The 12437-nt window shown below is 53.3% G+C and carries 10 protein-coding genes and 1 tRNA gene; 5 read left to right on the top strand and 6 right to left on the bottom strand.

Annotated features, from left to right (window positions below; translation table 11 throughout):
• Positions 1–180 precede the first annotated feature (180 nt).
• Complete coding sequence (locus AC5M9B_RS02560) at positions 181–987, top strand: DUF4198 domain-containing protein (RefSeq protein WP_487648209.1); 807 nt, start codon at positions 181–183, stop codon at positions 985–987.
• Between the two features lie 94 nt (positions 988–1081).
• On the opposite strand, the gene AC5M9B_RS02555 is transcribed toward AC5M9B_RS02560, so the two are convergent.
• Positions 1082–1642 carry a pseudouridine synthase gene (locus tag AC5M9B_RS02555; RefSeq protein ID WP_487648208.1) on the bottom strand — a complete coding sequence of 187 codons (561 nt, stop codon included), beginning with the start codon at positions 1640–1642 and terminating at the stop codon, positions 1082–1084.
• Positions 1643–1807: 165 nt separating this feature from the next.
• On the opposite strand from AC5M9B_RS02555, the gene AC5M9B_RS02550 reads away from it, so the two are divergent.
• Positions 1808–1900, top strand: a tRNA-Ser gene (locus AC5M9B_RS02550).
• 261 nt (positions 1901–2161) lie between these two features.
• Here AC5M9B_RS02550 and AC5M9B_RS02545 read toward each other — a convergent pair.
• Complete coding sequence (locus AC5M9B_RS02545; RefSeq protein WP_019270212.1) at positions 2162–4009, bottom strand: lytic transglycosylase domain-containing protein; 1848 nt, start codon at positions 4007–4009, stop codon at positions 2162–2164.
• 169 nt (positions 4010–4178) lie between these two features.
• A complete protein-coding gene (locus AC5M9B_RS02540) occupies positions 4179–4739 on the bottom strand; it encodes an adenine phosphoribosyltransferase (protein ID WP_029609623.1) in 561 nt (186 codons plus the stop codon).
• 152 nt (positions 4740–4891) lie between these two features.
• Between AC5M9B_RS02540 and gmk the strand changes: the two genes are divergently transcribed.
• The 3 genes from gmk (at position 4892) to AC5M9B_RS02525 (ending at position 8042) form a co-directional block, all read left to right on the top strand.
• Positions 4892–5509, top strand: coding sequence for a guanylate kinase (gmk, locus tag AC5M9B_RS02535; RefSeq protein ID WP_009312424.1), 618 nt, complete (start codon positions 4892–4894; stop codon positions 5507–5509).
• 59 nt (positions 5510–5568) lie between these two features.
• The gene (gene rpoZ / locus AC5M9B_RS02530) at positions 5569–5775 is read left to right on the top strand and encodes a DNA-directed RNA polymerase subunit omega (RefSeq protein WP_003740638.1); all 207 of its coding nucleotides are present in this window, start codon (positions 5569–5571) and stop codon (positions 5773–5775) included.
• A 110-nt stretch (positions 5776–5885) separates the two neighbouring features.
• A complete protein-coding gene (locus tag AC5M9B_RS02525) occupies positions 5886–8042 on the top strand; it encodes a RelA/SpoT family protein (RefSeq protein ID WP_487648207.1) in 2157 nt (718 codons plus the stop codon).
• 154 nt (positions 8043–8196) lie between these two features.
• Here the strand turns inward: AC5M9B_RS02525 and AC5M9B_RS02520 are convergent, their stop codons facing one another.
• From AC5M9B_RS02520 to mnmA, 3 genes are all read right to left on the bottom strand, one after another.
• On the bottom strand, positions 8197–9177 hold the full coding sequence (locus tag AC5M9B_RS02520) for a PhoH family protein (protein WP_070635909.1): 981 nt from the start codon (positions 9175–9177) through the stop codon (positions 8197–8199).
• 69 nt (positions 9178–9246) lie between these two features.
• Positions 9247–10920, bottom strand: a complete 1674-nt coding sequence (locus AC5M9B_RS02515) for an AMP-binding protein (protein WP_487648206.1) — start codon at positions 10918–10920, stop codon at positions 9247–9249.
• A gap of 106 nt (positions 10921–11026) precedes the next feature.
• Positions 11027–12130 (bottom strand): tRNA 2-thiouridine(34) synthase MnmA, encoded by a 1104-nt coding sequence (gene mnmA, locus AC5M9B_RS02510; RefSeq protein WP_487648205.1) that lies wholly within the window; start codon positions 12128–12130, stop codon positions 11027–11029.
• Between the last annotated feature and the right edge of the window lie 307 nt (positions 12131–12437).

Raw genomic sequence — 12437 nt, 5'->3', positions numbered from 1 at the left:
TATATTTGCTCATAAAAAAACTGCACCTTGTGAGTTGGAGGGGATGTCCAACTTTTGGGGTGCAGTTCAAACAGAAATCCTGTTTTCAGACGACCTTTTTTTTGTGAAACCGTTTCGTTATAAATAAAATTGTTATATTATAACCAATCAAATTTCTACCCGATACATTTGGAGAACCCAATGAAAAAAACCGCATTGTTCATCGCATCCGCGCTCCTGTTCAGCACAACCGCCCAAGCACACCGCGTCTGGGTCGAAACCGCTCATACGCACGGCGGCGAATACCTGCAAGCCGAATTGGGCTACGGCGAGTTCCCCGAACTCGAACCCATCGCCAAAGACCGCCTGCACATTTTCAGCAAACCCATGCAGCTGATTACCGAAAAAGGCAAAGAAAATTTGATTCAAAAAGGGACGTACAACTACCAGTACCGCAGCAAACTCCCTGTCAAAGACGGCAGCTACCTCGTTACCGCCGAATACCAGCCGACTTTCTGGTCTAAAAACAGCGCAGGCTGGAAACAGGCGAGCATCAGAGAAATGCCTGACGCCAGCTATTGTGAACAAACCCGAATGTTCGGTAAAAACATCGTCAACGTCGGACACGAAAGTGCAGACACCGCCGTCATCACCAAGCAAGTCGGACAACATTTAGAAATCGTTCCGCTGGATAACCCCGCCAACGTCCACGTCGGCGAACGCTTCAAAGTCCGCGTCCTTTTCAACGGCGAGCCGTTGCCCAACGCGACCGTTACCGCCACATTTGACGGTTTCGACACCAGCGACCGCAGCAAAACCCACAAAACCGAAGCGCAAGCCTTCTCCGATACTACGGATGATAAAGGCGAAGTCAGCATCATTCCCCTGCGTCAAGGCTTCTGGAAAGCAAGCGTAGAACACAAAGCCGATTTCCCCGATCAAAGCGTGTGCCAAAAACAGGCGAACTACACCACCATGACCTTCCAAATCGGTCATACGCATCATTAATCTCTAATGACAAAGGTCGTCTGAAAACCGTATTGCAGGGTTTTCAGACGACCTTTTTCGTTATCAGCCAATCAATTTAATAGGCAGCCATTCATCAAGGCTTATGCGGTGCAAACATCCATTGCCCAAGCGCCAAGCCCAAATCGAATAGATTCAGACGACCTATCGCCACCCTGACCAAACGCAGACACGGAAAGCCTGCCTTAGCCGTCATCCGCCTGACCTGACGGTTTTTCCCTTCCGAAATCCGAATTTCCACCCAAAAATCAGGCACGGACTTACGCACGCGGATAGGCGGCACGCGCGGCCACAAAACATCCGCTTCGCCCGCCTCTAATACGCGAACCTTTGCCGGACGCGTGACAAAATCTCCTAAATTCACCCCGCGCCGCAGCATATCCAGCTTCGCTTCGTCGGGCGAACCTTCCACCTGCGCCCAATAAGTTTTCTCCAGTTTGAACTTAGGATCGGCAATCCGCGCCTGCAAACGCCCGTCGTTTGTCAGCAGCAGCAAACCCTCGCTGTCCGCATCCAAACGTCCCGCCGGATAAAAGTCCGGCAGCGCCACATAATCTTTCAAACACCCATACTTTTCATGCACCGAAAACTGGCAAATCACGCCATAAGGCTTGTTCAATACGATTAAATCATTCATTTTCATCACATCCTGAAAGCAAGCATGAATTGTACCAGCCGCCGCATACGGGCTACAATTTCACGCTTCTTTATATTTTATACAAATGATTTCATACGGTTAAAAAATACCCTCAGGCTTGGCTTGACACGTCCGAGTCAAACCAGTATATTACGCACTTCCTTAGGAGTAATGGCTGAGAGGCTGAAGGCACTTCCCTGCTAAGGAAGCATGTGGGGTCAACCTGCATCGAGGGTTCGAATCCCTCTTACTCCGCCACCATACGAAAACCCGTCGATTATTCGGCGGGTTTTCTTTATTTCCCCATGAAACAAAAAGCAGTCATATCACCCCGCGCAATCGGGGCTAAGAACAGCAACGGATAGCAAGTAGCTCATCCTAACCGACTATCCCTGCGATAAACTCCTTGTCAGACCCGGTTTATACAACAGGTCGTCTGAAAAACCTGATTCAGGTTTTTCAGACGACCTTTTAGCTTTCGCACCTATCGAACAATCCGATAGTATGCAGCCGCGTCAATCAATAACGGCCCGGAACGGTTCCCATACGCTGTTTCAACGAAGTTTGCGGTTCGTTGAACAGGGATGCGTAGTAGGTCGCGTTGGTCATGACTTTTTTAACGTAGTCGCGGGTTTCAGTGAAGGGGATGGTTTCGGCGTAAATCGCGCCTTCCAGAGGCGTAGAAGCCTGCCAGTTGCGGGCGCGGCCGGGGCCGGCGTTGTAGCCTGCGGTTGCCATCACTTCGTTGTTTTGCAGGCGGCGTTTGGCATCTGCCATGTACCATGTACCCATGCGGATGTTGCCGTCCATGGTGTAGAGTTCGCTGCTGCTCATGCCGATTTTGCCGGCGATTTCGCGGGCGGTAGCAGGCATAACCTGCATCAGGCCTTGCGCGCCGACGCTGGATTGCGCGCCCATGACGAAGCGGCTTTCTTGACGGATCAGGCCGTAAACCCAAGCAGGATCGATGCCTGCTTGCGAGGCGTAGCGGACGGTGGTCTCTTTAAACGGAGAGAGGTAGCGCAGGTTGTAGTTGAGTTTGCGCTCGGTCCGGTCGGCGCTGTTGATCGCCATGTCGTAGAACTGGTTTTCAAAGGCGACTTGCGCGGCAGTCAGGAGGTTGTCCTCGTTGAAGTCGCGGGTGGCGAAACGCCATTCCGCCTGCGCTTGACGGCGCATTTTGGCATCGTTGCTGCTTTGGCTGTTTTTAAACAGAACCAGCGCGCGTTTGATGGCGCCGTCATCTGCCATGCGGCGGACGTCTTTTTTATCGGCGTCGGAAACGTTGTTTTTGGTATTGACGCGGCGGCCGAGTTCTTCGCCTGCTAAGACGGCGTAGAAATTGCGTCCGCTTGTGGCGGCTTTTTCGTACATTTCTTTAGCACGGCTTTGGTTGCCTTGTGCGGCGTAGCTGCGGCCCAGCCAGTATTGCCAAGTCGGGTCTTTTTGCAGGTTGTCGGGCATTTGTTGGATGATGCCCGACAATTCGTTCCAGCGTTGCAGGCGCAGGGCGGCGCGGGCGTACCATTCGAATTGCTCGTCGGTCAGTTGTTTGCGGTCGGAAACGCGGTTGTAGTAGCTCAACGCGGTCTGCATGTTTTGATTTTGCGCTTGGTAGAGTCCCAATACGCCCCATGCGAAGCTACTTTGTTCTCGGCTTAAGCCGGATTCCATGCCGGACAGCGTAGAAGCTGCGGAGGAGGATTTGCGCGCGTCTTTGCCGATGACGTTCAAAAGGCTGTATTCGCGCGCACCTTGCAAGCCGCCCTCAAACGGGCTGCCCAATGCGGCTGCCAAGCTGCGTGCGTCGCTGGTTTGGCTGTTGCTCAACAATCCGCGCACGCGGCGCCATGCGTCGTTGTTGTTCAGACGACCTGCCGATGCCGCGCTTTCGACCAAGCGGGTACAGCCCGCAGGCAGCTTGTTGGTAAGGCGTATAAGCTCTGCCGCCATGTTGTAGCTGCCGCTGCTCAATTCGGCATAACATTGCACTTCCTGCACCCGGCCCGCCGCATTAAGCTTTTTGTTTTCTTGGCGGAACACATCCCATTGTCCGCGCGCGCCGAGGCTTTTGAGCCATTCGTTGCGGACGTTTTCAGCCATCGCGCTGTCGCCCGCTTGCGCCAAGAATTGTTGCACCCACATATCGTCGCCGCGTTTGGCAGCGTCCAGCGCGCCTTGATATTGACCGTAATCGGACAATACTTTGGATTCGCCTTCGGCGCGGCGGGCGGGGATGGAAGCGGGTTCGGTCAGGGAAGAGCCAGGCTCTTTGGATGAAGTCGTGTCGTTTTCGGAGGCACACGCCGACAAAATCGCGGCGGCAATCAGGCTGAGCGAGAGGGAAAATATGCGTTGTGCGTTCATTACTTGCCGTATCTTTATTAGAATCAATTAGAACCGTATTCTAAACGATTTGGTGGCATTATCCGAATCTGAAACCGATATTTACATTAACCGCGTAATCAGGGACAACAAAAGGTCGTCTGAAAAGCGGAATGGCTGTTTCAGACGACCTTTGAGGCATGGGCAAAGTTTACATGCAGCCTTCGTTTTGCAGCAGGGTAAACAGGGGAACGCCGTTTTCACGGATTTTGTTGCCGCCGATCAAGTCCGTAAATTCCAAAATCGCCGCCGCTTCAACGACTTCGCCGCCGAGTTTGCGGATTAATTCCACGCCTGCGAGCATAGTGCCGCCGGTTGCGACCAGGTCATCGACCAGCAGCACGCGCGCGCCGGGTTTGACCGCGTCTTTGTGGATTTCGACCGTCGCTTCGCCGTATTCCAGCGCGTAGCTTTGCGAAATCGTATCAAAAGGCAGCTTGCCCTTTTTACGGATGGGGACGAAGCCGACGTTCAACTGATACGCCAGCGCCGCGCCGATGATGAAGCCGCGTGCGTCCAAGCCTGCCACGACATCGATTTTCTGACCCATATAGCGATAGACCAGCAAATCCACCAAAAGGCGGAAATATTCCGCGCTTTGAAGTACCGGTGTAATGTCGTGAAATAAAATGCCTTTTTGCGGCCAGTTTTCGATTTTGCGGATTTTGTCCGCCAATGCGGCGACGCCCATCGCCTCAGGATGAACCAACATTTTGCGTGTTCCCAAATGAAAAGTTTTTAACGCGATATTGTAGCCGTCAGACCGTCGGTTGCCAAATCCATCGGGGCTGAAAGGTCGTCTGAACATGAAATTACACGCCCCGTATGCTACAATCAACAGATAATCCCATCGGTACCAAAATCATGAAACCCCATAAAAAAGGCAATATTTTCATCATCTCCGCCGCTTCCGGCACGGGCAAGACCACGCTGGTTTCCCGTCTTTTGAAAAACAACGCCGATTTGCGCGTCTCCGTATCGCACACCACCCGCCAGCCGCGCGAAGGCGAACAGCATGGCGTGCATTATCATTTTGTTCCCAAAGAGGAATTTGAGTCTTTAATCAAACAAAAAGCCTTCCTCGAACACGCAAACGTTTTCGGTAATTATTACGGAACCAGCATCGCGGGGGTCAATTCCCTTAGCGAAGAGGGTTACGATGTGATTTTGGAAATCGACGTGCAAGGCGCGGCGCAGGTGCGCAAGTCCCTGCCTGAAGCCAGCAGCATCTTCATTCTGCCGCCTTCGTTCGAAGTCCTTGCCGAACGCCTTATCGGGCGCGGCACCGACAGCGAGGAAGTCATCCAAACCCGCCTCTCCAAAGCGCGTCACGAAATCGAACAATCCGTCCTGTTTGACTATATCGTCGTCAACGATGATTTGGACAGGGCAGAAGCCGATTTGCTCCACATCATCAAAGCAGGTCGTCTGAAAAAATCTTCCCAGCAAGGATTTATCTCAAACCTGTTGGAAAATTCCTGAAAAACAGCGAAAATACGCATTTACATTCCATCACAAATTAATAGAAAGAAAGTAAACAAATGGCCCGTATCACCACTGAAGACTGCACAGGCAAAATCCCCAATCATTTCGACCTGACTCTTGTCGCCGCCCGCCGCGCGCGCCAGCTTGAAAACGGCAACGCCCCTATGGTTGACGACATCCGCAACAACAAACCGACCGTGACCGCCCTGCGCGAAATCGCCGCCGGTCAAATCGGTACCGAACTGCTGACCCGCAACAAATAATACCGGCAGGCAAAATCTGCCCAACCGCCGCGCGGATTGTATCGGCGCGACACATCTGACCGATACAGTCTGACGGCTTAAAACAAAACACACACCGAAGGCCGTCTGAAATGCCCGCCCCCCAGCCCACTGCCCCCTATGACGCGCTGACTGCCGAAGCCCGCGAACTTTTGTTCCGCACCGCCTCCTATCTCAGCCCATCCGAACAGTCCGAGCTTGAAAAAGCCGTCGCCTACGCCTTTCACGCCCATGACGGGCAAACCCGTAAAAGCGGCGAACCCTACATTACCCACCCCCTTGCCGTCGCCACCCAGCTTGCGTTGTGGCACATGGACATTCAAGGCTTGTGCGCGGGCGTGATGCACGACGTACTCGAAGATACAGGTGTATCGAAAATCGAAATGGCGGCAGAATTCGGCGAAACCATCTCCGAGATGGTGGACGGGCTTTCCAAACTCGAAAAACTCAAATTTGAAGATCATGCCGAGCATCAGGCGGAAAGTTTTCGCAAGCTCATCCTCGCCATGACCAAAGACGTGCGCGTGATCGTCGTCAAACTCGCCGACCGCCTGCACAATATGCGCACGCTCGGCTCCATGCGTCCCGACAAACGTCGGCGCATCGCCAAAGAAACCCTCGAAATCTACGCCCAAATCGCCAACCGCCTCGGCTTGAACAACGCTTACCAAGAGCTTCAGGATTTATCGTTTCAAAACCTCCACCCGAACCGCTACGAAACCCTTAAAAAAGCGATGGACAACAGCCGCAAAAACCGCCGCGACGTCGTCGGCAAAGTTTTGCGTGCCTTCAGCCAGCGTTTGGTCGGTGCGAACATCGAAGCCAAAATCAAAGGCAGGGAAAAAAACCTGTACAGCATCCATCAAAAAATGTTGGCGAAAAAATTGCGCTTTGCCGAAGTCATGGACATTTACGGCTTCCGCGTCATCGTCAACAGCATTCCCGCGTGTTACGTCGCTTTGGGCGCGCTGCACAATCTCTATCAGCCCAAGCCCGGCCGCTTCAAAGACTATATCGCCATCCCCAAAAGCAACGGCTACCAAAGCCTGCACACGACCCTGGTCGGCCCATACGGCTTGCCCATTGAAGTCCAAATCCGCACGCGCGAAATGGATGCCGTAGCCGAAGGCGGCATCGCCGGTCACTGGATATACAAATCCGGCGAAAACACCGTCGATCAAGCCGTCCTCCATACCAACCAATGGCTCAAAAACATCCTTGATTTGCAAGCCAGCAGCGCGAACGCCATCGAATTTCTTGAACACGTCAAAGTCGACCTGTTCCCCAACGAAGTCTATATCCTGACGCCCAAAGGCAAAATCCTTACCCTGCCTAAAGGATCGACGCCCATAGACTTCGCCTACGCCGTTCACACCGACATCGGCCACAAAACCGTTGCCGCCCGCATCAACAACACCATGATGCCCCTGCGCACCAAACTCAAAACCGGCGACTCCGTTGAAATCATCACATCCGAACACGCCAAGCCCAATCCGGCATGGCTGAATTTCACCGTTTCCAGCCGCGCGCGCAGCGCCATCCGCCAATACGTCAAAAACCTCAACCGCCACGACGCCATCGTCCTCGGCGAAAACCTCCTGCAAAAAGCCCTGTCCAGCCTGTTGCCCAAAGACGTATTGCTTTCAGACGACCTCAAAGAAAAATACCTCGCCGACCTCAACGACAAACAAACCTCGTTTGAAGAAGTCCTCTACAACGTCGGTATGGGGCATACCCTGCCCGTGTACGTCGCCATGCACATCGCCGAACTGGCAGGGCAGCACTTCGGCAGCGAAGTCAAACTCAGCCCCATCAAAGTCAACGACCAAGAAACCGGCCGCATCCATTTTGCCGAATGTTGCCACCCCGTCCCGGGCGATTCCGTCCGCGCCCTTTTGGTCAAAGACAAAGGCATGATTATCCACCGCGATACCTGTCCGACCCTGCTCAAATCCGATCCCGAGCAGCAGCTTGACGCGAACTGGGAAGGTATAGGCAGTCATACCTACCGCACCGGACTCAGCATCCAATCCGAAGACTCCCACGGCCTGCTCGCCCTTATGGCGCAAGCCATCTCCAACTCCGGCGCAGACATCGAATCCGTCGAAACGCCCAACAAAGCGCTGGCAGGTACGGAAGGCTTTGTCGAATTTAAGTTCATCATCAAAGTGAAGGACTTGGCGCAAATCAACCAAATCATTCACAACCTGCACGCCATTCCCCAAGTGCGCAAAGTGGTCCGAAGCTAGGGAAGAAGGGCGGTAAAGCCGATACCGTTTTGCCGCCTGATAAGGTTTAAGTCTTCTTAAAATCAAAACAAAATCGGCAGGATGCGCGAATGCTACAAAGGTCGTCTGAAAACCATGTTTCCGGTTTTCAGACGACCTTTTTTAGCCTCTTTGTTTACCGTTCGGCGGCGCTGCTTCTTTCGGCTTGCTCTTCTGCCGCTTCATACGCTTCCACAATTTTCTGCACTAGCGGATGACGGACGACGTCTTCGCTGGTGAAGGTGTGGAAATAAAGCCCTTCCACGTCGCGCAGTTTTTCGCGGGCATCTTTCAGGCCAGATTTGATGTTGCGCGGGAGGTCGATTTGGCTGATGTCGCCGGTAATGACGGCTTTTGCGCCGAAGCCGATACGGGTCAGGAACATTTTCATTTGCTCGGGCGTGGTGTTTTGCGCTTCGTCCAGAATCACATACGCGCCGTTGAGCGTGCGGCCGCGCATGTAGGCGAGCGGGGCGATTTCGATCAAGCCTTTTTCCATCAGTTTGGTCACGCGGTCGAAGCCCATCAGATCGTAGAGCGCGTCGTAGAGCGGACGCAGGTAGGGATCGACTTTTTGCGCCAAATCGCCAGGCAGAAAGCCGAGTTTTTCGCCTGCTTCGACGGCGGGGCGGACGAGGACGATGCGTTCGATTTGGTGTTTTTCCATGGCATCGACGGCGGCGGCGACGGCGAGATAGGTTTTACCCGTACCGGCGGGCCCCAGCCCGAAGACAACGTCGTGGTTCAACAGCGCGCGGATGTAGCCGTTTTGGCGCGGGGTGCGTCCGCCTATGCTGCCGCGTTTGGTGCGGAAATAATATTGTTGGTCGTGGTGTTTTTCTTCGTGTTTGTCGTCGGCGGTTTTGGCTTCGACGGCGGCGAGACGGATGGCGTTGTCGTCCAAGTCGCCTTGTTCGGCGGCTTCGGCGAGCGCGAGCAAGGCACGGCGGCCGGCGTGAGCGAGTTCGCCCATGAAGGTGAAATGTTCGAAGCGGCGGCTGATTTGGATATCGAGGGCTTTGCCCAAGGCTTCGAGGTTGCCGTCGAGCGCGCCGCAGAGGCGTTGGAGGACGGTGTTGTCGATGTCTTCGAATTGAAGATGGACGGTATGGGTCATGTGCTGGTTTCCATGATGATTAAAGGTCGTCTGAAAGGTGCGGGATGCTTTTCAGACGACCTTTCGGTGTTATTTGTTTTGCGCTTGTTCGCGAAGTTCGCGTCGCAGGATTTTGCCGACGTTGGACTTGGGCAACTCGTCGCGGAACTCGATGTCTTTCGGCACTTTATAAGCCGTCAGCTCGGAGCGGCAGAATGCGATGAGTTCTTCTTTGGTCAGGCTCGGGTCTTTTTTGACGACGAAGACTTTGAGTGCTTCGCCTGTTTTTTCGTTGGGCACGCCGATACAGGCGACTTCCATGACTTTATCGTTGTGCGACACGACTTCTTCGATTTCGTTCGGATAAACGTTGAAACCGGAAACGACGATAATGTCTTTTTTGCGGTCAACCAGTTTCAACCAGCCTTTTTCGTCCATGACGGCGATGTCGCCGGTTTCCAAAAAGCCGCGCGCGTCTATGGTTTTGGCGGTTTCTTCGGGGCGGTTCCAATAGCCTTGCATCACTTGCGGACCGCGCACCCAAAGTTCGCCCGGCTGTCCGATGCCGACTTCTTTGCCGTCCGCATCGCGCAATTCGACTTCGGTGGAGGGAACGGGTAATCCGATGCCGCCGCTGTATGCTTCGATATTGAGCGGGTTGCAGCACACGCCCGGGCTGGCTTCGGTCAGACCGTAGGCTTCAACGATGGGAGTGCCGGTGATTTTTTTCCATTTTTCTGCGACGGCTTTTTGAGTCGCCATACCGCCGCCCAAAGTCAGGCGCAGGTTGGAGAAATCGACGGTGGCGAAATCGGGTTGGTTGACCATGCCGTTAAACAAGGTATTCACGCCGATGAAGACGCTGATGCTTTCTTTTTTAAGCTCGCCGATAAAGCCCTTCATATCGCGCGGGTTGGTAATCAGGATGATTTTGGAACCGGTATTGGCGAAAATCATCAGGTTTACCGTCAGGGCGAAGATGTGGTAAAGCGGCAGCGCGGCGATGACGGTTTCTTTGCCTTCGCGCAGTTGGAATTTAATCCATTCTTTCGCCTGAAGCATATTGGCGCAGATGTTGCCGTGGCTGAGGATTGCGCCTTTTGCCACGCCGGTTGTGCCGCCCGTGTATTGCAGCAGCGCGGTATCTTCGCGGGTCAGGGTAACGGGGCTGAAGGTATGTGCTGCCCCTTCTTTCAGAGTCGTCTGAAAAGGAATAGCGCCGGGGATACGGTATTCTGGCACCATTTTTTTGATTTTGCGCAGCACGAAATTCATCAACGTGCCTTTGAAGAAACCGAACATTTCTCCGACAGAAGCGACGATGACGTGTTTGATTTGCGTACGCGACAGCACCAGTTCCAGCGTGTTGGCAAAATTTTCCAAAACGATGATGGTGGTCGCGCCGCTGTCTTTCAACTGATGCTCCAACTCGCGCGGGGTGTAGAGCGGATTGGTGTTTACCGCCACCAGCCCCGCCTGCAGGATGCCGAAAAGCGCAATCGGGTATTGCAGCAGGTTGGGCAGCATAATCGCCACGCGCTCGCCGCGCGGCAGCTTCAGGACGTTTTGCAGATAGGAGGCGAAATCTTCCGCCAGCTTGCCGACTTCGGCGTAAGTGAGCGTTTTACCCATGTTTTGAAACGCGGGTTGGTGCGCGAATTTTTCAACGCTTTGACGGAATACGTCGCTGATGGAGCTGTATTGCGTGATGTCGATTTCGGCATTGACGCCTTGTTCATAGCTGTTGAGCCAGAGTTTTTCCATATAAATCAGTCTTGTTTCGTTGGTTTTATGGTTGTCTTGAGGTCGTCTGAAAAGGCGTGAGCAAACCTGCCGCAGTAGTTTTCAGACGACCTTTTGTCTTTTTTAATCAAGCAGTAATAATGACGGGCTTGTCGGTGGACATGATAATGCCGCCGCCCAAGCAGACATCGCCGTCGTACAGCACGGCGGATTGACCGGGCGTTACCGCCCATTGCGGTTCGTCGAACATCAGCTCGACCGTTTCATCGTCCAGATAACGCAATTCGCAAGGCGCGTCCGCCATGCGGTAGCGGGTTTTGCAGGTGTAGTGCCCTTCTTTCGGGCGTTCGGGTAGGGTGAAACTCAAATCGTTCATGATGAGGCTGCGGGTGTAGAGCAGCGGATGGTCATGACCTTGTACGACGATGAGTTCGTTTTTCGTCAAATCTTTAGCGGCGACAAACCACGGTTCGCCCGCGCCGCCGATACCCAATCCTTTGCGCTGTCCGAGCGTGTAGAACATCAGCCCGACGTGTTCGCCGATGGTTTTGCCTTCGGGCGTTACCATTTTGCCGTTGTTGGTCGGCAGGTATTTTTGCAGGAACTCGCGGAACGGACGTTCGCCGATGAAGCAGATGCCGGTACTGTCTTTTTTGGCGGCGGTCGGCAAATTGAATTCGGTGGCAAGGCGGCGGACTTCAGGTTTTTCCAAACCGCCCAACGGGAAAATCGCGCGCTCGAGTTGAAAAGGCTTGAGGCGGTAGAGGAAATAGCTTTGGTCTTTGTTTTGATCCAACCCTTTGAGCAGGTAATGCACGCCGTTGCGGACTTCTTTGCGCGCATAATGCCCGGTGGCAATGGTATCCGCACCCTGCTCTATGGCATAGTCCAAAAAGCATTTGAATTTGATTTCGGCGTTGCACAAAACATCCGGATTCGGCGTGCGCCCCGCGCTGTATTCTTTGAGGAAATAAGCGAATACGTTGTCTTTGTATTGGGCGGCAAAATTGACGATATCGATGTCTATGCCGATGATGTCGGCGACGGCAATGGCATCGAAAGAGTCTTGCTTGATGCTGCAATATTCGTCATTGTCGTCGTCCTCCCAGTTTTGCATAAACACACCGCGCACTTGATAACCCTGCTGTTTGAGCAAGGCGGCGGTTACGGAGGAATCGACACCGCCGGAGAGCCCGACGATGATGTTTGAAGGTTGTTGAGTAATGTCCATGAAGGGGATATGGGTAGGAAACAGCAGTTTTTAAAGGCGGATTTTAGCACATTTTGATGAAGGGATAAGGAAGGTTCCAAAAGAGCAATGGCGTTCGGATGAATTTCATATTGCACGAAATGATTGAATTTGCCCAACCCAAATAACAAAAAGGTCGTCTGAAAATATGAACTGCACCCCAAAAGTTGGACACATCCCCTCCAACCACTAAGGTGCAGTTTTTTTATGACCAAATATACATTACACTTCAAATACCAAGCCGTACTCCACTACCTGCACATACGCAGCCAACAGCGTACCGCAGACC

The organism is Neisseria flava (genome assembly GCF_982712965.1).
This window is presented reverse-complemented; position numbering and strand designations above follow the sequence as displayed.